Raw genomic sequence first — 22947 nt, forward strand, 5'->3', positions numbered from 1 at the left:
CTGGCAATTACAAGGTACTTATGACCATATTGACGCAAATGCAGCATCTGAAGATTTTGGCTTTGGTGAAGCTTCATCAATGGAAAAGCGAATTGGGATATTGAAAGCTGAACCGAAACCAATAGCATCACCTCTAGGCAAACCTGAAATTTCACTAAGTGTATGTTCATTGCCGTTTTCTATTGCATATTTTAATGCATTGATGTCCCTCTCGTTAGTTAAACGCAGAGAGATCCAGTTCGAGCACATGGCAAGAACAGTTGAAGATAACTCAGATGGCCTCTGTGTACTCACGAGCAATGAGCAATTAAATTTGCGCCCTTCTTTTGCAAGCCTTTCGTATGCTTTAAGTTGAGTTCCTTCTTCAGCGAAAGGGTCTCTAAGGTAGTGGTGGGCTTCTTCCAAAAGAAGCAGTGTGGGATAATTGTTGTATTGACCTCTTTTAAATAACACATCCGAGTACATTTCTAAAAGTGAACCTAAGATCATTGGGGCATGGTCGTCTGCAATGTTCTTTAAATTAATGATATGAACATCCCAATCTTGCGCTTCCCCCGCTTTTTTACCAAAAATATAATCGACTTCTTTTTCAACTTCTTCTTGCCACATACTTGCAGGATTGTTGATAGCTTGGTCACCTGATAGGTTAACTACATTATTAAAGCGTGGGTCATCGGCGAGTTGTTGAATAATCTTAACTAATGGTAATACGTTACCATAGCTAAAAGCATCCCTTTTACTTGCGCCGTTAGGTGTGAATGCTTGGCAGCCGAACTCCGCGACGAGGTTAGCTAGTGACTTAAATGGAGGCCATTTTTGAAAGGGAGGTATTTCGTTACTTCTCAACTTTTTCAGCCACAGGCTTAATTGCTCTTGCCCGTCTTGCCGACAATCATCAACTAGTTCGAACCAAGTTTGAGTGGTTGACGGTGATATGGTTTCTCCAGTCCATATGGAGCTATTGGAGCCTGCACAAACCATATGGAGTGATTTCAATGCATTTCGTAGTGCAGGCAGTTGCGTTTTATCGCTTGGTCTTAGTAACTTGATTAACCCAGCATAGCCAAATGCTTGATAGGGGATTCGATGATAAACAGGGTGTTTACCGTCAAAAACCTCGGGGGGCGGAGGTGGTACTGCTAAAGGCGAGAATAATTTAGCGGGAGGAGGTGGAACACTTCCTAAGATTGTCTCCTTAACTCGTGTTTGTCCAATAAAAGCATCAGCATATTCGCCATTTATATCGAATATAACGATTCTAGAACTTTTGAATTTTCCACGAATTCTTTGTGACAACAAAGCATTGAAATTTGATTTTCCATAACCTGTACTGCCTAGCACGGCAAGATGTCTAGAAAGTAGCGAGTTGATGCCTACATTAATTTTCGTTGTTTTGGTTCTAGAATCTCGGCCTAGCTCAACAGTGGAATTTTTTTCATCTTCATTAACACCATAGATACTTTCTAGGTAGTCGCTCGATAGTGGAATAGCTTTCGCGCCTAGCGTAGGTAGCTTCCAACTCTCAGAAATAAATTTTCGGTTATCACCATCCTGACATACATAGCCGATGGAATACGCTATGAGTTGCCTTAAAGGGGTGTCAATTACATTCATCGTCCCCACATTAGAAGAGTGGGCTTTATCAGGATCAACAAATGCCATGTCTGTAACTCTGGCAATCACAAGATTAGTACCTGCATCTAATCCAATTAAATCACCTGGCTGAGAAACAGAACTTATACCGCGTCGGTGAGATGCTAATTGACCTTTATGTCCTTCCAGTAAGTTAACGCGAATTTTCGTTCCCTCAAGAGCAACAACATACCCAATAGAATCAATAGTCTCAATGCTCATATCTGATTTCCACTTTGAACTAAATCATTGATCGCAGCTACGAGATCTTGCGTTGACGTATCTCGAGGGAATAAGACTGGTTTCGGGATGTATTTAACAAATGAATCGAAGTAAGCAGATGAGCCGCCACCAACAATTGTAATTTGATTCAATGACAGTGATTTGAGCTTTTTAATACACTTTTGAGATTCGCTTAAACCTTCAGTATCTACTGAGATTTTATCAAGTTCAGGATAAAAAATAACAATATGTAAAGATGGGTTTAGTAGTGCACCTAGAATTATCCGATTAATATGGTAGTCACCAAAACCATATCCGTTGATGATGATAGCTGTTTGAGGCTTTGATAAGAACTCACTAAACCGACGAAACATCTCGCCATATACAAAGCCGATTGTATGGTGGTACTTATTCGCACCTGGATAAATTAAGAATTGCTTGTCATAAACAGGCTCTCCATTTAGCAATGGATCAATATAGCGACTTTTAGCCAGAGCAGAGGGGATTTCTTTAATGTCACTGTTATGCTCTTGAATCCATGACAGTGAGCCATGTAATTTATGCAAGTAAGCATGATAGTGTCCAAATCTGGCTTCACCTTTTGCATTAACGTTTCTGAAGCTCAAATCAAAATTTTGGGGTTGGAAAGTTCTCGTATGAAGTCCAGAAAAACCATTGACAAGTTGGATGCCTATTTCTTCGGCTGCCCACTCTAATGACAGATCATAGTTAGTGGTGAAAAGCATCGGAGCTGCTTGACCTGGCTGGCGATTTGAAATTAACTTTTCAAGCAGTTCTCTGTGATATTTGAATTTGTCGTGAGATCCTAATTTTTCATCACCAAAAGATTCTTGTTTTACCAGTAGTGCAGCTTTAGTTACTGATTGATATAAGCAAAGAAGGATTTTCTGAAGCCTGCCCACTGGTTGGGACTCAAAATCTGTTTCGATGTTTAATGGTGTTGTCTTTTTGTATACCGATAAATATTGAGTTACTTGATCTAAAAGTTGCTCCACATTTACATCTTTATTATCAATGCTTTCTTGAGTTATGAGATTAAAATGAAGTAATTCATCAAGTAGATTAGGCGAACAGTCTATTGCATCAAGCCATACTCCTTCCATTGTCATACCGCCAGATCCTACGGATGCACCAGCGCCAAGAAGGATACCGATGTTTTCTAGTTGGCATAACGAGCCTAGATGACTTTTAAAGTCATCCTCAGAAATTGCAATGCCACCTTGATAGATAAAGTCACTCATTTGATTATTCTCAAATAAAAACACACCGAGAGCATTGTGCAACTTTATGTTTATAAAAACAATGAATCACGTTATCAAGTGGGCTGAGTGTGTAGGTTTTGCAAGGTAGATAGTTTAGGGAAGTAGCGAATAAGTCATGCATCACAAAACGAAAAAACATTAAAGCATTGATATATAATGATTTAATGTTAGGTGATGGATGTATCGGGGACTTATTTATTCGCATCTTCCTTAGATATTTTTATGCTTTCTTTTGCCCAGTTGTGAGTTAGCGATTCAAAGTAAAAGGGATCTGGAGACTGTCCTGATTTCTGTGTAATTGTCTAAGCTTAAGCCTGAAAAGGCTAAGGATAGACATTAATTATTCCCAAATCACTATCAGGAACAATGACTATCGGTATTAGCCGCTCTTTGTAGGAAACTAGCATTAGTGCAAGCTGCACTATGTGTACGGTGATGCATTCTTAAGAGTATTGATTGACAGTAATTCCCATTTCCTATCATTCTTTCAGAAAAGTTGGGTACTCTATTTCTCTTTGTTTTTGAAACGTTCTAGAAGTTTTGCGGACTGCTTCATCTCTTGAGCTCGACTAACTAACTTAGCTTTGTAGTTCTGAACTTTGAGACGCATATTGAAAAGAAACACGAAGATACAGATAGCGCTCCCGACAAAGAATCCAATACCACTCAACGCAAGTTGAGCTGTCACTGCATTAATAACCACAAGATACAATACTCCACCAGTAATACCACCAAATGCTAATAGCAAGAATGCACTAGCCTTTAAATAACGTTGAACTTCAATGACCATATTGGAGAGTCGCCGTCTCTCAGTCGGAGTAATCGAGTTTATCTCTTGTAACTCTGTCAAATCTTTCAGTAATGGCCAAATAGTGGCTATCGGGAAGATAAACAAAGATGAGAACACATACGGAACTGGTCCACCAGCAGGAATAACATTCGCATATGTACTAAACAGATAGGCGAACACTGTTCCTACCACTAGAAGTGGTAGTAAAACACCAACAATGTTTCCTTTCTGCTTAGTAATGTTCACTCTACAATTCCGATACTATATCTTGTAAATCTGGAAGAACTTCTTTGGTAGTAATCTTAGCCTGTAGCCATTGCTTCATCTGATAGTAAAGATCTGATTCATCGACTTTTCCATCATAGAATCCAAGATTAATTTGATGGCTCAGTTTCAATTCATCTCCCTTAATCTCCCCACCACCTTTTAGGTTGATTTTAACATCTTCTTTGTCCAGATGACGCAACGATGACGATAAGGTATCAATAACTTTTTGGCCTGACTTAGTTGTTTTACGGCTGTATTTGAACTCGATACTGACCTGAAGGTTTGCATCATCTAACGTCTCGTTGAAATCGAAATTGCCGATATAGCCATTGTTTTTAAGACACTCAAGGATGTCAGCACCAAGACCAGATGGAGTCCATCGTACACTTTTTGCTTCTGTCACATCGTGCTCATAATATTCAGTTTTTGATTCATCAGAGAAGGGGGTTATCTCCTGCTTGTAAGTAATATCTGATCCGATAGATACGCTTTTAACTGATGATTTCTCCAACTGTTTCATTGCGTTAGCTGTTGGTCTGTCACTAAGTATAATTGCAGAAGCGATGTTCTGTTTTGTCAGGGTGTTCAAGTACCACTGTAAGTGACGTTCTAGTTCTTTCGACTTCAGAGCTTGAGAACCCATTACCACCATGTGGTTACCCATAACCCCGAAGTAAGCCATCGACTCTAGAAACTCAGTAGACTTACTTTTTTCTTCACTTACTTTATTTTGCTTAATATCTTGGGCAGATATTGGATTAACTTCAAACATGTCAGCCTCTTCGTCGATAACAATAGTCATCTGACTACGCCCCTGCTCAAACTGTACAATTTGGCATAGCAACATGTCATTGTCGTAGTTATTGAAGCGGTTGATAAAGCGAAACGAGTTTCCATCTTCTGTCAACGACTCTCTACGATAAGCTGCTTTATGGTATGGAGACTTCTGTTCAAGAAGTGTTGCTTCAAGCATTTGCTGAAGAGTGAGTGGATGATATCCTAACTGCGCTAGTTTGTAGTTGATAGTTCTACGTTTTGTTTCTTTAGACAAGAGACCTTCCTTGCAGTGACACTAATTGCTTAATGATACCGCTATAGCCAGCAAGCAACAACAAACTTATAACGATGCTTAAGGTAAAAGCAAAAGCTTAGATAAGTTCATAGAAAATAATTATATATAATAAACAAAAACTTATGTGATGTGGTTTTATTATATTCCAGTCTAAAACATTCTTTTGTCCAATTATTACATAGAACTTCTTCGCCTCTACGTGTTGCGATGATGGGACCAAAACAAACTGAACGTGGTCCCATTACAAAGTGAGATGGGACCAAAATGGGACCAAATCGAGGGCTAAATCGGGTCGTATTTTCCACTTTACTGTTTATATAAACAGTGTTAGCCAAAAACAAAGCGCCCCTTTCGGAGCGCTCTGTGGAGAGATTTTCGGTTACTGCCAATCGAGGATAACTTTGCCGGAAGCCCCGCTGCGCATGATGTCGAAGCCTTTTTGGAAGTCATCCACTTTGAAGTGGTGAGTGATAATTGGGCTGATATCGAGACCCGATTGAATGAGGCTCGCCATCTTATACCAAGTTTCAAACATTTCCCTTCCATAAATCCCTTTAATAACAAGGCCTTTGAAGATCACTTGGTTCCAATCAATCGCCATCGATGACGGTGGAATACCTAACAGAGCAATGCGGCCACCGTGGTTCATGGTTTTTAGCATGGCGCTAAACGCACTCGGTACACCAGACATCTCTAAGCCCACATCAAAACCTTCGGTCATACCGAGTTCTTTCATCACGTCTTCTAGGTTTTGCTCAGCAACGTTCACAGCGCGAGTCACGCCCATTTTACGGGCTAAATCGAGGCGGTATTCGTTCACATCGGTGATCACCACATGGCGCGCACCTACATGTTTCGCAACGGCTGCGGCCATAATGCCGATTGGGCCAGCACCGGTGATCAGAACATCTTCACCCACTAAGTCGAATGAAAGCGCAGTGTGTACAGCGTTTCCAAACGGGTCGAAAATAGACGCCAGATCATCTGAAATACCATCCGGGATCTTGAATGCGTTAAACGCTGGGATCACTAAGTATTCAGAGAAACAACCCGTGCGGTTTACGCCCACACCAATGGTGTTGCGGCACAGGTGGGTACGGCCACCACGGCAGTTACGGCAGTGACCACAAGTGATGTGACCTTCACCAGAAACGCGATCTCCAATTTGGAAACCACGCACTTCTTGGCCAATCCCAACCACTTCACCCACATATTCATGGCCGACTACCATAGGCACTGGAATGGTTTTTTGTGACCACTCATCCCAGTTATAAATGTGTACGTCAGTGCCACAAATGGCAGTTTTCTTAATTTTGATCAGCAGGTCGTTGTGGCCAAGCTCAGGCATGTCCACTTCGTTCATCCAGATGCCCTGCTCTGGTTTCAGTTTTGAAAGTGCTTTGATTTTCATAATTAAATAAGTCCCATATCACGACCCACTTCAATGAAGGCGTCGATGGCTTTGTCCAGTTGTTCACGGCTGTGTGCGGCTGACATTTGCGTACGAATGCGCGCTTGTCCCTTTGGTACAACCGGGAATGAGAAACCAATAACGTAAATGCCTTTGGCCAGTGCGCGTTCCGCAAATTCTGCGGCAACTTTGGCATCACCTAGCATGATGGGAATGATGGCGTGATCGGCACCACCCATAGTGAAACCCGCCGCTTCCATACGAGTACGGAAGTGCGCTGCGTTTTCCCATAGGCGCTCACGCAGATCGCCGCTCTCTTGCAGCAGATCCAACACACGCAGTGACGCCGCAACAATCGAAGGTGCAACCGAGTTAGAGAACAGATATGGACGTGAACGTTGACGCAGCCAATCAATCACTTCTTTCTTTCCTGAAGTGTAGCCGCCGGATGCACCGCCCATGGCTTTGCCTAGCGTGCCGGTGATGATGTCGATGCGATCAATCACATCGTGGTATTCGTGTGTGCCGCGACCATTCGCGCCCATGAAGCCTACCGCGTGAGAGTCATCCACCATCACTAAGGCGTTGTATTTATCTGCCAAGTCACAGATTGCAGGCAAGTTAGCCACTACACCATCCATTGAGAACACGCCATCCGTCACGATCAACTTGTGGCGAGCGCCAGCAGCATCTGCCGCGATAAGTTGCTCTTCCAGCTCGGCCATGTTGTTGTTCGAGTAGCGAAAACGCATCGCTTTACACAGACGCACACCATCAATGATTGAAGCGTGGTTTAGTGCGTCAGAGATGATCGCATCTTCTTTATCGAGCAGAGTTTCAAACAAACCCGCATTTGCATCAAAGCATGAGGTGTAAAGAATGGTGTCTTCTTTACCTAAGAATTGAGAGAGCTTCTGTTCCAGCTGTTTATGGATATCTTGCGTACCACAGATGAAACGCACCGAAGCCATACCAAAGCCGTGGCTGTCCATACCCTGTTTCGCCGCTTCAATCAGAGCAGGGTGATTGGCCAAGCCAAGATAGTTGTTGGCACAGAAGTTCAGTACTTGTTCGCCAGTAGAAATTTCGACCGCCGCTTGTTGCTGCGAGGTGATCACACGTTCGGATTTATAAAGCCCCTCAGCTTTCACTTCCTCAAGCTGAGTACGGATTTGCTGATAAAAAGCAGAAGACATTGCGTATTCCTTCTTGTTTTCGTTTTGCGGGTAACAGGATCTATACCCAAACAACTTAGCGGGTACGCTTCAAGTCGGAAGGGGATATTTACACTGTAAAAAACCTTTCCCTTAGTGTAATCCAAGGTCACTCAAGCGATTATCTGCGATAACGGAAAAGCATTCGTGAACCTCAGGCACAGATAAGCCCTTTCTATTGTAAATTTATCGAGGATTCATTGTGTCATGCTTCTCGTGTTGAATACCGGACGCTTGATTTCTAAACATGAAACTTCAAAGATGGCTTATACCCAAACTACTTGGAGTTGCAGGTAGGCGGCAAGTGAGTGAATCCCCATGAGCATAGATAGACTATGTGATTGGGGTGAACGAACGTAGCCAACACCGCTGCAGCTTCAAGTAGGAAGGGGATATCACCTATCCAGTCAAAGGACGGACTATGAAAGACGAAACACTGGCTATCCATTTTGGTTACACCACAGACCCGACCACCAAATCGGTGGCCACTCCGATTTACCAAACGGTCGCTTACGAATTTGATAACGCACAACACGGCGCAGACCTGTTCAACTTGGCCGTACCGGGCAACATTTATACGCGGATCATGAACCCGACCAACGATGTGTTGGAAAAGCGCATGGCCGCCCTCGAAGGCGGAATTGGCGCGTTGGTAGTGAGTGCGGGCAGTGCCGCTATCAACTACGCGATTCTGACGTTGGCGCAAGCGGGCGATAACATTGTTTCCACACCGCAACTGTATGGCGGCACCTACACCCTATTTGCGCATATGTTGCCAAGCCAAGGGATTGAGGTGCGCTTCGCCAAGGACGATCGCCCCGAGAGTTTGATTGAGCTTATCGATGACAAGACCAAAGCGGTGTACTGCGAAAGTATTGGCAACCCAGCAGGCAACATTATTGATTTACAACGCCTCGCGGATTTAGCCCATGCCAAAGGTGTGCCCGTGATGGTCGATAACACGGTCGCCAGCCCTGCATTGTGCAAACCCATTCACTTTGGTGCGGATATTGTTGTCCATTCGCTGACCAAATATTGTGGCGGACACGGCACCACGTTGGGCGGCGTGATTGTCGATTCAGGTAAGTTCCCGTGGGCGCAACACAAAGACCGCTTCCCCGTATTTAATCAACCAGAACCGTCTTATCACGGTGTGGTGTACACCGAAGCCTTTGGCGATGCCGCCTTTATTGGCCGCGCGCGCACTGTGCCGCTGCGCAATACTGGCTCTGCCCTCTCACCCATGAACGCCTTCATGATCCTGCAAGGTTTGGAAACGCTGCCACTGCGTATGGAACGCCACACCGAAAACGCGCTTAAAGTTGCGCAATATCTCAAGCAGCATCCTAAAGTCAGTTGGGTGAGCTATGCCGGATTGGAAGACTCTCCGTATTACGCGCTGGCGCAAAAATACATGGGCGGTAAACCTTCGGCGATTTTGTCCTTTGGTTTGAAAGACGGTTATGAAGCAGGCGTGCGTTTTTACGATGCGCTGCAAATCTTCAAACGCTTGGTCAATATCGGGGATGCAAAATCGCTCGCTTGCCACCCTGCGTCCACCACTCACCGCCAAATGAGTGAAGAGGAGCAAATCAAAGCGGGCGTGAAACCGGAGATGATCCGCCTTTCTGTCGGCATTGAACACATCGATGACATTCTGGCCGACTTAGAACAAGCGCTGAACGCATAAGCGATGCTTACCTTATCCCGTCTATATCTAGATCTAGGCGGGATATTGTTCTTGTCCGACAACCCCTCAATTTAGTTTCACCAAATTGCATTTAGCCGATGATTCTGCGACAGTGACGCCACTGGTTGGCCGACTCATCGACACTTATGTTACTTCCCAAATTGATTGCTCTTTTGCCCGACCTCGCCACTTTTATTGTGGTGGTCAATGAAGGCAGTTTTACCGCTGCGGCCAGCAAACTTGGCGTAACACCTTCTGCGCTCAGTAAACTGATTACTCGCCTTGAGCAAGCCTTGTCGGTCAAGCTGTTTGAACGTACGACGCGCAAACTCATCATTACTCAAGCAGGGCAAAAGGTGTATGACCAAAGCTTATTGATGGTCAATGCGGCGCAGCAAGCCATTGAAATCTCCAGTTCGGAACATGCCGAACCTGCTGGCGCACTGACGGTTGCTGCGCCAGAGGCGTTTTTAAATTCCGTATTGCAGCCGTTTGTGGTGCCCTTCCTCGCTCAATATCCGCATATTCAGCTCAAGTTGCGAGCCGCCGATGGTGACATTGATCTCTTTAAACACAATATTGATGTCGCCTTTCGCCTGACGGATAAGCCAGATGAAAACTTAGTGCTGCGTGAGCTGTGCAAAACCAATTTGGTGCTGTGTGCCAGCCCTGAATATTTGGCGCAGCGTGGTACGCCGGTTCACCCCACCGATCTAGCCGAGCATGATTGTCTCTACCTCGCGGAAACCGATAAAGATCATATCTGGACGTTTGCCAAAGGCCGTGAAACACACACAGTGGCGGTGAGTGGCCGTTATGCGGTGAACCAATCGCAACTGCGTTTAACTGGGGTGAAGAATCACCTCGGCATCGGCATTTTCCATGATTTTGTGGTGCAAGATGCGCTGGCTGCGGGCAAGGTAGTGCAAGTGCTGCAAGAGTGGAATATTAAGAGCAATTATCACGGCGCGATTGCTATGCAGTACGCGCAGACCAAATACATGCCAGCTCGCTTGCGAGTGTTTATTGATTTTGTGCTCGAGCACCTCAGTCCTAAGCTCAATGGTAAGGAGTCAACATGCTAAAACGCATTCATCATGCTGCGATCATTTGTTCGGATTACCCTCGCTCGAAAGCGTTTTATACAGAAATTCTCGGCTTACGCGTTGTAGCAGAAAACTATCGTGCAGCGCGAGACTCTTACAAGCTAGATTTAGCCCTGCCTGATGGCTCGCAAATCGAATTGTTCTCTTTTCCTAACGCACCTGAGCGGCCAAGTTTTCCTGAAGCACAAGGGCTGCGCCATTTGGCGTTTGTGGTGGATGATGTAGCTGAATTAAAGGCTCAGCTCGAGCAACAAGGCGTGAGTGTGGAGCCAATCCGCATTGATGAATACACAGGCAAAGCCTACACCTTTTTTGCCGATCCGGATGGGTTGCCACTTGAGTTGTATCAAGCCTAAAAAATCAGGCCAATCGAAACTGGCCTGTACATTCTTTACGTACTTATCACTTAACTAAAAGCGACTTTCAGCTTAGCAATACGGCTCACCAATAACCCATCAAGCAGCAGAGCAACAACAATCGTTACTCCTGCCAGTGGGAATGCCACACCAATCACCAGTAACGTGGCTAAGCCTGCTTTCCATACTCCATCTTGCTCAAAACGTGGCGGAACACCTAGCCGAGCTTGACCAGTCGGGCGGCGCAGCCACCACATCACCACACCAGTGACAGAGATCAGAATGAAAGCGAGACAAAACAGCACGTTGGCTATTTTGTTCCATACACTCAGATCGCCTTGATGCAGCGAAATCCCCGCCGCCATCGCTTTGGCAAATGGCGAATAATCTTGCCAAGTGACCTCGGTGAGTAACGCACCAGAATATTGGTCAAAATGCGCAGTGCGATCATCACGTGGATCGACAATATCGCCTGCCATGGTATTAGCAGAAACGGTATACACGCCTGTTTCCCCTCGCGGAAAAGCAACGCGGTACTGCGTAAAACCGAGCGCCTTGGCCTGAGCGATCACTTGGTCAATCCCAATAGTGGCATTGGTCGCGACTTTCTCATGCTCCCCCCCATGATGATGCGATTGCGGTACTGGCGTTTGCTCTAAGTTCCAAGGCATCTCTTTTTCTGAGCCATGGTTTAAATCCGCATGCGTGAGTACCGATTGCGGTTTTTCTCCCCAAGTGTAATACGTCGGGAAGGTATTCCATGCCTGCACTAGTTTCCCTCCCCAAATGCCCGCCCACGAAAGACCGGAAATCAGGAAAAACAGCAGCACTAAGGACAGCATGCCACCTAAATTTGCGTGCAGGTCACGCCAGAAAATTCGCGCACCACTGCCTACTCGGATTTTGAGAAACCCCGCTTTACGCGCGTTATCGAGCGGCAACCATAAGTAGATGCCACTCACCAGTAAAATCATCCCCAAGCTCGCCGCGACTTCAATCAAATAATCTCCCCAATCGCCAATCAATAAGGTGCCGTGAATGCTGTTCGCCCATTCATACCAGCTTTCGCTACGATCAATAGTGCCCAGAACCACAGCGCTATACGGATTAACCGTGACAAATTGGGTTGAACCATCGCTAAACAGTACAGAAAAACGGTTGGCTAAATCCGGCTGAAGCGCAGGAATAAACTGGGTAACTTGCGCTTCTGGATACGCCTTTTGTACTGCCGCAAGCTGCTGAGAAACAGGCATGACCTGCGCTTGTGGTGTAACGTTTAATACCTCGGCATAGCGAGCTTGTTCAATTTCATCATCAAACAACATGACTAAGCCCGTCAGCGCCAACATCAACATAAAAGGCACCACAAACAGGCCCGCATAAAAATGCCAACGCCAAGTGAGAAAATAGAGGGTTTTACGACGCGCAGCCGCCGTCGGTTGAGGTGTAGTAACGGTACTCAACGTATTTCTTCCTTTTTTAAACGCAAATTATCCCTTCGGTGAAGAAACCAAATGGGATATGAGCGTGTGACTTTACTAAATAGTTTTATTGTTATTGGGTAATGATTTCAGTTAAGTCACAGGCGGAGCACGCGGGACAGCACTTTCAAAACGGACACTTAGAGCCAAAAAAGTGTAACCATCTACTTGCGCCGTCGTTTGTCGAATTGGAAGTTGTGTGGTTGGAAGTTCGGTGTGATGAAAATTGGAGAAATGGGCAAACGGACACGGCTTACTGTGCTGAGTTTGCGGTTTGCCATCTTCAATTTTGACCAGTTCAAAACCATTGATGGTACAAAGTGTTGCCCAAACGCCCGCCGCATTGCCGTGTGCATTGAGCACAGGCATGAGCGAAACCAGCAGCCAACTAAGCAGGCTGAGTTTCAGCATCAAGCGGTGAAAGGTACGTCGCGGGTTCATAACAACACTCTTTATGGATTGCTCACTACTATAACCATTAGTGATAACCATAACAGTGTGTTACACCCAAGTTTTAACAAAAAGATGAGGGTTGTTTACATCTAACAAGCGTTCCTTCCCACTTAAGTCGCTCTCAAGCAGGAAGGAAAAGGCAGACTAACCAAACAACCGCTTCCAAATACTTGGATTGCGTTTGTCATGGTATTCAATTCGCAGATCATCAACGGTTTTTAGGCTAGCTTTTGCTGCCTCGAGTTCACCGGCTTGCAAATGAGCGTCTATTTTATCCAAAGTCACCGCGAGCTTTTGGAAGCCTTCTTGGTAAGTGGCTTCTTTTTCAACAGGATAAACACCTCGTTTGGCTTGCTCAACCAAGCTTTCGAGGGTAGAAATCGGTGCTTGCATCGCTTCAACGGTTGGCGCTTCTGCGGCCTGTTTAAAGGCGAGCTTCATGTCCTGCATGATTGATTTAAGATCTTGTCCCGCGGCAAGAACCGGAGTGGCGAGCAATGCTGCCACTAGAATCAGTGTTTTTTTCATTTTTCTACTCACTTTTGAAGGGAGTGGAATTGTACGCCATTCTGCCTGCAAAAGTGAGCTGAGTTTTGTTGCAAAATTAAAGTAGACCGGCAAACTCTTCAATCGGCTGGCGACCACGTAACTCAAGAAAGTCGAGAAACTGACGCGCGGTATGAGTGATCACACGTTGCGGGTTAATGCCCACTTCATCAATCAATTGACTAGCTAGCGATAAACCGCCTATGTCCAGACAAAAATGGGCATCACTGCCAGTGGTGATGTAGGCATCAAGCGATTTCGCGACACGAGCAATCTCGTAACAACGATCAATACTGCCCACTCGGCTATGGCCTTTTAAGGTACTGTTGTTGATTTCAATCGCGACATTGTGCGCTTTGGCACAGGCAATCACCTGTTCAAAATCGAAATCAAAATGCGGATTACCCAGATGCCCTAGCGCATCCACTCGGCCGCTTTTGATGGTTTCGATCAGGGCTTGGGTGTGCGCTGCTTTATCGGCGGGATGAAATACTGGCTCGTGGAAACTACCCATCACCCAATCCAAGTTGTGATCCACGCTCGGGTGCAAATCAATTTCACCTTGCGTATTGAGGATGTTAGCCTCAACACCGCGGATCACGCCAACGCCTTCAAGAAAACGGGGCAAAATGCGCTGGTTAGAGAAAAACCAGTAATGCGGCGCTCCGGGCATAGACTCGGCATGATCAGTGGTACAAAACAGCGTCAAGCCATTTTGCTTGGCCGCACGCGCATTCTCAATCAGCGTGCTGTAAGCGTGGCCACTGGCGTAAGTGTGAGTGTGAGTATCTACAGCTAATTTCATTTCAACAGTCCTTCCAAACGCATTGCCGGCCAGTGTAGCAGCCTCCCCTTAGGGTTGCTATGTTCAATCGTGCACTTCATGGCCTTGCACAACAGACATAACACGCCACAAAGAGAGGCTCAGTTTGCGACACCAAGCCAAACAAACAGATTTAATCGCGTGATTTTTTGCAACCTAGCCAAGATGAACAATACTTATCTGTGTTATTTGGCTTAGGTAACATTATGAAAAAGCGTCGTTATTCCCTATCTATCCATATCAGCAGTCTGTTTTTTATTCTGATCTTATTCATCGGCAGTGTGCTGATTGCGATCAGTTATTACAGCTCTCAACAGCTTCTGGCGGGTAGTGCGAGAACCTTAGCACACGAGAACAGCAAAAAGCTCGAAACCGTGTTTACCCAAAATGTGGCTCCTATCCTGACCAGTCTCGATTTTCTTGCCACTAGCCGTTTTATTGAGCACACCGAACCGCCACTACAAGATCAACGTTGGTTAACCTCAGTATTACGCGCATTTGAGCAATCTTCGAACTTAAATTCGCTCTATTTTGCCAATGAGACAGGGCAGTTTTTTATGTTCCGTCCCTTACTTAGCCGTGCAGATCGAGTGATGTTTGCGGCACCAGATGACGCTGTACTATGGATGAACTACAGCCATATCGATGGCACCAACGACATCTATTTTCTCAATCAAGAGATGAAATTAGTCGGGCAATATAAAGAGGTCGCCCATTTTTTTGATCCGAGAGTACGCCCTTGGTATCTGAATGCCGCCAATGATGGGGTGATCCGCATTACCGAGCCCTACCTATTTTTCACTCTCCAAACCTATGGGTTAACCTTGTCACGCCGCTCATTCAGTGGCAAACAGGTCGTGGGGGCCGATTTAACGTTGAAAGCCCTTTCCAGTGAACTGAGTAAACTTGGCTTCTCCGATCATTCACAACTGATCTTGCTGGATCAGCAGCTACGCCCCCTAGCAGAGCACAATTCAGGGCTCAATCTTCGCTCCGATCCAGAGCAGATTAAGCAATCACTCCTAAATACTGACACACCGTTTGCTTCTGTCATGAGCCGCATTACTAGCCAAGCGCAATACGATACTCCCCATAGTCAAGGTCAAGATTGGGTCACTACCCTCACGCCAGTCAAACTCAACCAGCAGTTGCATCTGTTTTTAGCGCAAGCGACACCGAAAGATGAACTGCTGGCGGATCTTATCACCTTACGTAATCGTCAAATCACCAGTGCGATTGTGTTGCTTCTGTTTTGCTTCCCTGTCGTCATTTGGGTGGCGAAACGGCTCTCCAGTCCATTACACAATCTCATCCAACTAACTGATAACATCGCGCGTTTTAACTTCAAAAAAACGCGCTACCCACAAACCATGATTACTGAAGCGGCGAACTTAAGCCAATCCATCCAATTAATGGAACATGCGTTACACGACCTGCTTCGCTTACTGCGCGAAACCACTAACAATCAAGATTTCGCTCAACTGGCAAGAACCATAGCTCACCAGAGTTATGCCATCACTAAAGCCGAAACCATACTGCTGTATGTGTATGATCAAGAAAATAATCAATTCTCTGTTGCCGCCAATCACGCCATCATACCGTTCAAAATCGATATTAATCAGCTACTCAGCAGCAGTGCATGGCTGTTAGCCGAGCTGCGCAAAGGGGAAACCATCCACCTCAATCGTAAAGATAATATTCTGCGCACGTATCTCGATCAGCTTTACAACTCAGACTTATACTTCTTCCCGCTACTGAACCGCGAGCGTCAATTAGTCGGGATTGTCTGTTTGGGCTATGAACGCACCATAGAAAACGTTCAAGCCGATAAACACGCATTTTTGCGTGAACTGCTCAGTTTTGCTGAAATTGCCAAAGACAACATCGATAAAATTCAGCAACAAAAAGAGATGCTGAAGGCGTTCGTCGAACTGATTGCATCGGCGATTGATACCAAATCGCCCTATACCGGAGGCCATTGTCAACGCGTTCCTGAATTAACCCGTTTATTAGCCGAAGCCGCGGCCAAAGATAAACGCTATTTCGCTGAATTCACAATGAGTTCCGAACAGTGGGAAGAGTTAACCCTCGCGGCTTGGTTGCATGACTGTGGCAAAGTCACCACGCCAGAATTCGTGGTTGACAAAGCCACTAAGCTGGAAACGATTTACGACCGGATCCACGAGGTGCGCATGCGCTTTGAACTCTTAAAAATGCAAGCGGAGCGCGATTACTGGCAAAGCTGCGCTCAAGGGGGGAATCCAAAACAGGCAGAGCAGGCGTTGAAGGCGCTGCATCAACAATTGGACGACGAGTTTGCTTTTGTGGCTCAGTGTAACCTTGGCAGCGAAGGGATGAGTGATGAGGATATCAAACGACTGGAGCAGATCGCTCAGCGCCAATGGCAGCGGACTTTAGATGACCAAATCGGCATCTCTTGGGTTGAGAAAAGCCGCGCCGCAGCCCCAGCTCCATTGCCGGTCTGGGAACCGTTGCTGGCCGATAAGTCTGTCCACCAAATTCCTTGGCCACAAGGCAAAACCCCACAAGAAACATGGCAAGAAGCCTTCTGTCTCACGCCTCCAGCTCTGCAATACAATCGTGGTGAACTGCATAACCTCAAAGTCAAACGGGGCACCTTAACCGCAGAAGATCGGTTTATGATTAATGATCACATCATACAGACCATCTTGATGCTGCAACGCTTACCCTACCCCAAACATTTACAAGGCGTGCCCGAAATTGCGGGTGGACACCATGAGCGCATGGATGGCAAAGGCTACCCACGAGGAATCGAAGCCTCACAGCTGTCGGTACCTGCACGCATCATGGCGATTGCCGATGTGTTTGAAGCCCTCACGTCTAATGATCGCCCCTACAAGAAGGCCAAGTCCTTGCAAGAGTGCATCGCGATCATGACAGATATGGCCACCAGCGGGCACATCGACCCTAAACTCTATCTGCTGTTTTTGCAGCACAACCTTCATCAAACTTACGCAGAGCAATTTCTTTCGGCGGAGCAGTGTCAAAATAGCGTTGTCGATACTCAAGAGCATATTCAAAAAGTGCTGGCGTATTTACGGGAAGATTACTAGAACATCACGGCAGAAAGGCGCATTGACGCCTTTCTCATTTTTCCTTTTAAAAACTGATGGTTAACATTTTAACGTGTCACAATTCAATCGATTGCGTTATCAATAGTTGATGTATGTCAAAGAGTCGTAGACAATACGCCCCCGAGTCGGGGATGAGTTTCGCTAGCACCAGTTCCTCCCCGCCGATTGATTTTTCCTATTAAACCTATAGGCAAGATCGGTTTTTGATTTGTGTATTGCGCTGCTAGGGTTGGCGCATGCTAACAATACCCAAAGGTTTTCCGGTGAATATGGATATTGATTCACTGCAAAATCAAGGGAGTACCTCGTTTCTAAAGGAAAGATGATGGTAATACCTGAAAACAGCAGCATCGTAATTTTCGGTGCTTCGGGAGATTTGACGTACCGTAAGCTTATTCCTGCGTTGTATCACCTCTATGCCAGTCAGCAACTGCCTAAATCGTTTGCGATTTTAGGTGTGAGCCGTACCGAGTACAGTGACGAGTCTTACCGCGAGAAGCTAAAGCGCTCACTGCAAGAGCTGGAAAAAACAGAACCTGCCGCTCTCGAAGCCTTCATGCAGCATGTGCATTATCAAGCGCTGAACACCTCAGAAGTAGCTGATTATCAGCACTTAGCGACCCGCCTTGATACACTGGCTAACGATTATCAGTTTGAGCAGCGTAATACGCTGTTCTATCTTGCGACGCCACCAAGCTTGTATGGCGTGATCCCATCTTGCCTTGCGGCACATGGCCTCAACGATGAGACTCAAGGTTGGAAGCGTCTGATCATCGAGAAACCTTTTGGTTACGATTTGCAATCTGCGCAAGAGCTGGATGTGGAAATCCACCGCCACTTCAAAGAGCATCAGATTTACCGTATCGACCACTACCTTGGTAAAGAAACCGTGCAAAACTTGCTGGTATTCCGCTTTGCCAACGGCATGTTTGAGCCACTGTGGAACCGTAACTTTATTGATTACGTGGAAATCACAGGCGCAGAATTCCTAGGTGTGGAAGAGCGCGGCGGTTATTACGACGGCTCTGGCGCGGTGCGCGATATGTTCCAAAACCACCTGCTGCAAGTGCTGGCGATGGTCGGCATGGAGCCGCCTGCGGCGATCAACGCCGATTCCATTCGTAACGAAGTGAACAAGGTACTGCAAAGCTTACAACCGCTTTCTGAATCTGATCTGCGCAATAATCTGGTGCTCGGTCAATACACCGAATCGGAAGTGCGTGGGCAGTTTTTACCCAGCTACCGTAATGAGCCGGGCGTGGCGGCGGATTCACGCACCGAAACTTATGTTGCGCTGAAAATGTTCATCAATAACTGGCGTTGGAATGGTGTGCCATTCTATGTGCGCAGCGGTAAACGTTTACCAACGCGTGTCACCGAAGTGGTCATTCACTTCAAACGCACACCGCATCCTGTCTTTGGGCAAAATGCACCAGAGAACAAGCTGATCATCCGTATTCAGCCTGATGAAGGCATTCTGATGAGCTTCGGCTTGAAAGAGCCAGGCGCAGGTTTCAAAGCCAAAGAAGTGTCGATGAATTTCCACTACGCCTCACTGGAGCAGATCAAAATGCTCACCGCTTATGAGCGTCTGCTGCTCGATGCTCTCAATGGTGATGCGACGCTGTTTGCCCGTACTGATGCGGTAGAAGCTTGTTGGAAGTTTGTGCAGCCGATCCTCGATTTCAAACAAGATCCTCAATCGCTGTACGGCTACGCCTGTGGCACTTGGGGCCCGAAAGAGTCGGATGACCTGTTGCGCCGTGACGGCCGTGAGTGGCGCTTCCCTTGTAAAAACCTCACTAACACGGATTACTGCGAATTATGATCAACCATAAAATTTTCCCAACTGCGGATGCCGTAGTGAAAAGCCTTGCCGACGATATGTTGGCGTACAGCCAGCAAGGTCAGCCAGTACACATTTCCTTATCTGGCGGCAGCACACCAAAAATGCTGTTTAAGCTTTTGGCAAGCCAGCCTTACGCGAACGACATTCAGTGGCAAAACCTGCATTTCTGGTGGGGGGATGAGCGCTGTGTGGCACCGGATGACGCAGAAAGCAACTACGGTGAAGCCAATGCGCTGCTGTTTAGCAAAATCAACATGCCTGCACAGAACATTCACCGCATTCTGGGTGAAAACGAGCCACAAGCTGAAGCAGAACGTTTTGCTCAAGCGATGGCGCATGTGATCCCAACCGAAAACGGCACGCCTGTGTTTGATTGGATCCTACTGGGTGTCGGTGCGGATGGTCATACCGCATCCCTGTTCCCAGGGCAAACCGACTATGCAGACGCCAATCTTTCGGTGGTGGCAAGCCATCCAGAATCTGGGCAACTACGCGTTTCAAAAACCGCGAAAGTGCTGCAAGCCGCAAAACGCATCAGTTATCTCGTTCTTGGCGCAGGTAAAGCCGAGATCGTAGAACAAATTCACACCACTCCAGCCGAACAACTGCCTTATCCGGCAGCAAAAATTCACTCCACTTCAGGAGTGACCGAGTGGTACTTAGATTCAGACGCCGCAGCAAAGATTGCGTGAAGGAGAGCAATAAATGAAAGGTGATATCGGTGTAATCGGCCTTGCAGTCATGGGCCAGAACCTGATCCTCAACATGAACGACCACGGCTTCAAAGTGGTGGCACACAACCGTACCGCGGCTAAAGTGGACGAGTTCCTAGAAGGTCCAGCCAAAGGCACTAACATTGTTGGCGCTTACACGCTGCAAGAGCTGGTTGATAAACTGGCGACGCCACGCAAAGTGATGCTGATGGTTCGTGCAGGTCAAGTGGTTGATGACTTCATCGAGCAGTTGGTTCCACTGCTCGACAAAGGTGACATCATCATTGATGGTGGTAACACCAACTTCCCTGATACTAACCGCCGTGTCAAAGCGCTGCGTGAAAAAGGCATTCACTTCATCGGTACGGGTGTTTCTGGTGGTGAAGAAGGTGCACGTTTCGGACCTTCGATCATGCCGGGTGGCGCACCTGAAGCATGGGAAGCGGTAAAACCGATTTTCCAAGGCATTTCTGCAAAAACTGACGCTGGTGAGCCTTGCTGTGACTGGGTGGGCAACGATGGTGCCGGTCACTTCGTGAAAATGGTTCACAACGGTATCGAATACGGCGACATGCAGCTTATCACTGAAGCTTACCAGTTCATGAAAGATGGTCTGGGAATGTCGGCCGATGAAATGCAAGCCGTGTTTGCTGACTGGAACAAAACTGAGCTAGACAGCTACTTGGTTGAGATCACCGCTGATATCCTTGGCTACAAAGATGAAGATGGTGAAGCGCTGGTTGAGAAGATCCTCGATACTGCTGGCCAAAAAGGCACAGGTAAATGGACGGGCATCAACGCGCTGGACATGGGTATTCCACTGACGCTGATCACGGAATCCGTGTTCTCTCGCTGCCTATCCGCACTGAAAGATCAACGTGTTGAAGCTGAAAAACTGTTTGGTAAAACCAAAACTCAAGTCGAAGGTGACAAACAAGTTTGGGTTGATGCGCTGCGTCAAGCGCTGCTGGCTTCAAAAATCATCTCTTACGCACAAGGCTTTATGCTGATGCGTGAAGCATCGAACGAGAATGGTTGGAACCTGAACTACGGTAACGTGGCTCTGATGTGGCGTGGTGGTTGTATCATCCGCTCTGCGTTCCTAGGCAACATCCGTGATGCGTTTGAAAAGAACCCAGAACTGGCGTTCTTAGGTTCTGATGCGTACTTCAAAGGTATTCTGGACAACTGTCTGGCTGCATGGCGTAAAGTGGCAGCGAAGTCGCTGGAAGTCGGCATTCCAATGCCATGTACGACTTCAGCACTGACCTTCCTTGATGGTTACACTACGGCTCGCCTGCCAGCGAACCTGCTGCAAGCACAGCGTGATTACTTTGGTGCGCACACTTATGAGCGTATCGATCGTCCGCGTGGTGAGTTCTTCCACACTAACTGGACGGGTACAGGCGGTAATACTGCGTCTACTACTTACGACGTGTAATGACACCTAGTAGGAAAGCGTCATACTGATAAGGATGAAATTAGGGCTAGCTACTTCTTTCGTATCAGCCTATAATTTCGCCGTTCAGGGAGGATGTCGGTTTTACCGACATCCTCTATTTTTTTCTGCACATTTCGCTTTTAAGAGAATCGACGATGACAATCAACAAGTACTATGTTTTGGTTCCACAGGCTTTGGAACAATCAACACATCAGGACAGTGACGTTGCATCTGACATGGAAGCTCAGCGCCAACAAATGGTGAAAGAAGCACAAAATCAAGGCGGTTTGTAACTCAAACCACGCCGATAAAAAAGCACCTCAGGGTGCTTTTTTTATGTCCATTTTCCACGATATACCCAAAGAGCGTGTGGTCACTAGGCAACGAGTAGATTCATTCCCATGCTCATAAATAGACTATGTGATTGGAGTGAGCTGACGCCATCGCACATTCAGGTAGAGACAGTATAGAAAATCAACTAATCCTCGAAACTTCCTATCGATTAGTTCAATTAGCGAAACAATCATGTTGCCAAGTCGCTATATATCCAACTCTGTGCTTTGCTTAAACTCACCGCAACAAAACAAACTTCCCAACAACGGAGTCTTACATGAACACATTAACCAAACTACTTGCTGCTACCATGACCTTATCTGCTCAAGCCATGGCTGCGACCCCACTGACTTTGGATGTCTACAACGCCGATGGTAACAGCTTCCATGTGAATGCAACCGTGGTGTACGGTGAAACCGAAGCGATGGTAGTGGATACTGGCTTTACCAAAGCAGATGCGCTGCGCATCGGCGCGAAAGTACTGGATTCAGGTAAAACCTTAAAAACCATTTTCATCTCTCAAGCGGATCCAGACTACTACTTTGGCGCAGAAGTGTTACAGCAGATGTTCCCGCAAGCAGAAGTGATTGCAACCCCGGGTGTAAAAGCGAAAATCGAACAGAAACTGCAAGGTAAGCTGGATTTCTGGGCACCGAAAATGGGCGCCAACGCGCCAGTGAAACCAGTTCTGCCAACGGCATACCAAGGTAAAACACTGGAAATTGATGGCCAAACTATCGAAATTCGTGGTACCGAAGGTGAACTGAAACATCGTCCTTATTTGTGGATCCCTGCCAATGCAGCGATCTTGGGGAATGTGGCTGTGTACGGTAACGTTCATCTATGGATGGCCGATGCACAAACAGACAGTGAGCGCAAAGCTTGGGCTGAACAACTCGATGAGATGGCAGCGCTTAAGCCAAAAGTGGTCATCCCAGGGCATATGACACCGGGAACCGCCATGGACAGCAGTGCGATTACGTTTTCACAAAAATACCTAGCTGATTTTGCTAAAGCGAAAGCCTCTAGTAAAAATAGTGCACAGCTGATTGAAAAAATGAGCAAAATCTATCCGGATGCAGGCCTACCTATGGCGCTTGAAATTGGTGCGAAAGTTCATACTGGTGAAATGAAATGGTAAGGGTTCAC

General features: G+C 46.5%; 19 protein-coding genes. 9 read left to right on the forward strand and 10 right to left on the reverse strand.

Annotated elements, in window-relative coordinates; all coding sequences use genetic code 11:
* Positions 1 to 18: 18 nt before the first annotated feature.
* From herA to F0316_RS15885, 6 genes are all read right to left on the reverse strand, one after another.
* Entirely contained in the window at positions 19 to 1854 is a 1836-nt protein-coding gene (gene herA, locus F0316_RS15860; RefSeq protein ID WP_149560702.1) for an anti-phage-associated helicase HerA, read from the reverse strand.
* Positions 1851 to 3116, reverse strand: a complete 1266-nt coding sequence (locus tag F0316_RS15865) for an SIR2 family anti-phage-associated protein (RefSeq protein ID WP_149560703.1) — start codon at positions 3114 to 3116, stop codon at positions 1851 to 1853. Before F0316_RS15865 ends, herA begins: the two co-directional genes overlap by 4 nt.
* Positions 3117 to 3642: 526 nt before the next feature.
* Positions 3643 to 4173, reverse strand: a complete 531-nt coding sequence (locus tag F0316_RS15870; RefSeq protein ID WP_149560704.1) for a hypothetical protein — start codon at positions 4171 to 4173, stop codon at positions 3643 to 3645.
* A gap of 1 nt (position 4174) precedes the next feature.
* Positions 4175 to 5245: a hypothetical protein gene (locus F0316_RS15875; protein WP_149560705.1), complete on the reverse strand. Its 1071-nt coding sequence runs from the start codon at positions 5243 to 5245 to the stop codon at positions 4175 to 4177.
* Between the two features lie 400 nt (positions 5246 to 5645).
* The gene (gene tdh, locus F0316_RS15880; protein WP_000692622.1) at positions 5646 to 6677 is read right to left on the reverse strand and encodes an L-threonine 3-dehydrogenase; all 1032 of its coding nucleotides are present in this window, start codon (positions 6675 to 6677) and stop codon (positions 5646 to 5648) included.
* A 2-nt stretch (positions 6678 to 6679) separates the two neighbouring features.
* Positions 6680 to 7873 carry a glycine C-acetyltransferase gene (locus F0316_RS15885; RefSeq protein WP_000092856.1) on the reverse strand — a complete coding sequence of 398 codons (1194 nt, stop codon included), beginning with the start codon at positions 7871 to 7873 and terminating at the stop codon, positions 6680 to 6682.
* Positions 7874 to 8312: 439 nt separating this feature from the next.
* On the opposite strand from F0316_RS15885, the gene F0316_RS15890 reads away from it, so the two are divergent.
* From F0316_RS15890 to gloA2, 3 genes are all read left to right on the forward strand, one after another.
* The gene (locus F0316_RS15890; RefSeq protein WP_032472579.1) at positions 8313 to 9581 is read left to right on the forward strand and encodes an O-acetylhomoserine aminocarboxypropyltransferase/cysteine synthase family protein; all 1269 of its coding nucleotides are present in this window, start codon (positions 8313 to 8315) and stop codon (positions 9579 to 9581) included.
* Positions 9582 to 9727: 146 nt separating this feature from the next.
* A complete protein-coding gene (locus F0316_RS15895) occupies positions 9728 to 10666 on the forward strand; it encodes a LysR family transcriptional regulator (RefSeq protein ID WP_149560706.1) in 939 nt (312 codons plus the stop codon).
* Positions 10660 to 11043 carry an SMU1112c/YaeR family gloxylase I-like metalloprotein gene (gloA2, locus tag F0316_RS15900; RefSeq protein ID WP_149560707.1) on the forward strand — a complete coding sequence of 128 codons (384 nt, stop codon included), beginning with the start codon at positions 10660 to 10662 and terminating at the stop codon, positions 11041 to 11043. Before F0316_RS15895 ends, gloA2 begins: the two co-directional genes overlap by 7 nt.
* A gap of 50 nt (positions 11044 to 11093) precedes the next feature.
* On the opposite strand, the gene F0316_RS15905 is transcribed toward gloA2, so the two are convergent.
* The 4 genes from F0316_RS15905 to F0316_RS15920 all read right to left on the reverse strand — a co-directional run bounded on the left by F0316_RS15905 (position 11094) and on the right by F0316_RS15920 (position 14328).
* On the reverse strand, positions 11094 to 12506 hold the full coding sequence (locus F0316_RS15905; protein WP_149560708.1) for a PepSY-associated TM helix domain-containing protein: 1413 nt from the start codon (positions 12504 to 12506) through the stop codon (positions 11094 to 11096).
* Positions 12507 to 12617: 111 nt separating this feature from the next.
* A complete protein-coding gene (locus tag F0316_RS15910; protein ID WP_001069628.1) occupies positions 12618 to 12965 on the reverse strand; it encodes a hypothetical protein in 348 nt (115 codons plus the stop codon).
* Positions 12966 to 13121: 156 nt separating this feature from the next.
* A complete protein-coding gene (locus F0316_RS15915) occupies positions 13122 to 13505 on the reverse strand; it encodes a cytochrome b562 (protein ID WP_000751795.1) in 384 nt (127 codons plus the stop codon).
* 76 nt (positions 13506 to 13581) lie between these two features.
* Positions 13582 to 14328: a phosphatase gene (locus F0316_RS15920; RefSeq protein WP_149560709.1), complete on the reverse strand. Its 747-nt coding sequence runs from the start codon at positions 14326 to 14328 to the stop codon at positions 13582 to 13584.
* A gap of 224 nt (positions 14329 to 14552) precedes the next feature.
* On the opposite strand from F0316_RS15920, the gene F0316_RS15925 reads away from it, so the two are divergent.
* The 6 genes from F0316_RS15925 (at position 14553) to F0316_RS15950 (ending at position 22939) form a co-directional block, all read left to right on the forward strand.
* Entirely contained in the window at positions 14553 to 17441 is a 2889-nt protein-coding gene (locus F0316_RS15925) for an HD domain-containing phosphohydrolase (RefSeq protein ID WP_172626063.1), read from the forward strand.
* 346 nt (positions 17442 to 17787) lie between these two features.
* Positions 17788 to 19290: a glucose-6-phosphate dehydrogenase gene (gene zwf, locus F0316_RS15930; protein WP_172626064.1), complete on the forward strand. Its 1503-nt coding sequence runs from the start codon at positions 17788 to 17790 to the stop codon at positions 19288 to 19290.
* The gene (pgl, locus tag F0316_RS15935) at positions 19287 to 20003 is read left to right on the forward strand and encodes a 6-phosphogluconolactonase (protein ID WP_000607056.1); all 717 of its coding nucleotides are present in this window, start codon (positions 19287 to 19289) and stop codon (positions 20001 to 20003) included. The genes zwf and pgl overlap by 4 nt, the downstream gene beginning before the upstream one ends.
* Positions 20004 to 20016: 13 nt before the next feature.
* Positions 20017 to 21465, forward strand: coding sequence for a decarboxylating NADP(+)-dependent phosphogluconate dehydrogenase (gene gnd, locus F0316_RS15940; RefSeq protein ID WP_000675469.1), 1449 nt, complete (start codon positions 20017 to 20019; stop codon positions 21463 to 21465).
* A gap of 155 nt (positions 21466 to 21620) precedes the next feature.
* Positions 21621 to 21758 carry a hypothetical protein gene (locus F0316_RS15945; protein ID WP_000154542.1) on the forward strand — a complete coding sequence of 46 codons (138 nt, stop codon included), beginning with the start codon at positions 21621 to 21623 and terminating at the stop codon, positions 21756 to 21758.
* A gap of 317 nt (positions 21759 to 22075) precedes the next feature.
* Complete coding sequence (locus tag F0316_RS15950) at positions 22076 to 22939, forward strand: MBL fold metallo-hydrolase (RefSeq protein WP_144396477.1); 864 nt, start codon at positions 22076 to 22078, stop codon at positions 22937 to 22939.
* The last annotated feature ends 8 nt before the right edge of the window (positions 22940 to 22947 follow it).

Source organism: Vibrio cholerae, assembly GCF_008369605.1.
GTDB classification, from domain to species: domain Bacteria; phylum Pseudomonadota; class Gammaproteobacteria; order Enterobacterales; family Vibrionaceae; genus Vibrio; species Vibrio cholerae.

Bases quoted from the DNA above. Each gene is read 5' to 3' on its own strand.
- herA (WP_149560702.1), bottom strand. From the start codon at position 1,854: ATGAGCATTGAGACTATTGATTCTATTGGGTATGTTGTTGCTCTTGAG.
- F0316_RS15865 (WP_149560703.1), bottom strand. From the start codon at position 3,116: ATGAGTGACTTTATCTATCAAGGTGGCATTGCAATTTCTGAGGATGAC.
- tdh (WP_000692622.1), bottom strand. From the start codon at position 6,677: ATGAAAATCAAAGCACTTTCAAAACTGAAACCAGAGCAGGGCATCTGG.
- F0316_RS15885 (WP_000092856.1), bottom strand. From the start codon at position 7,873: ATGTCTTCTGCTTTTTATCAGCAAATCCGTACTCAGCTTGAGGAAGTG.
- F0316_RS15890 (WP_032472579.1), top strand. From the start codon at position 8,313: ATGAAAGACGAAACACTGGCTATCCATTTTGGTTACACCACAGACCCG.
- F0316_RS15895 (WP_149560706.1), top strand. From the start codon at position 9,728: ATGTTACTTCCCAAATTGATTGCTCTTTTGCCCGACCTCGCCACTTTT.
- gloA2 (WP_149560707.1), top strand. From the start codon at position 10,660: ATGCTAAAACGCATTCATCATGCTGCGATCATTTGTTCGGATTACCCT.
- F0316_RS15910 (WP_001069628.1), bottom strand. From the start codon at position 12,965: ATGAACCCGCGACGTACCTTTCACCGCTTGATGCTGAAACTCAGCCTG.
- F0316_RS15915 (WP_000751795.1), bottom strand. From the start codon at position 13,505: ATGAAAAAAACACTGATTCTAGTGGCAGCATTGCTCGCCACTCCGGTT.
- F0316_RS15920 (WP_149560709.1), bottom strand. From the start codon at position 14,328: ATGAAATTAGCTGTAGATACTCACACTCACACTTACGCCAGTGGCCAC.
- F0316_RS15925 (WP_172626063.1), top strand. From the start codon at position 14,553: ATGAAAAAGCGTCGTTATTCCCTATCTATCCATATCAGCAGTCTGTTT.
- zwf (WP_172626064.1), top strand. From the start codon at position 17,788: ATGGTAATACCTGAAAACAGCAGCATCGTAATTTTCGGTGCTTCGGGA.
- pgl (WP_000607056.1), top strand. From the start codon at position 19,287: ATGATCAACCATAAAATTTTCCCAACTGCGGATGCCGTAGTGAAAAGC.
- gnd (WP_000675469.1), top strand. From the start codon at position 20,017: ATGAAAGGTGATATCGGTGTAATCGGCCTTGCAGTCATGGGCCAGAAC.
- F0316_RS15945 (WP_000154542.1), top strand. From the start codon at position 21,621: ATGACAATCAACAAGTACTATGTTTTGGTTCCACAGGCTTTGGAACAA.
- F0316_RS15950 (WP_144396477.1), top strand. From the start codon at position 22,076: ATGAACACATTAACCAAACTACTTGCTGCTACCATGACCTTATCTGCT.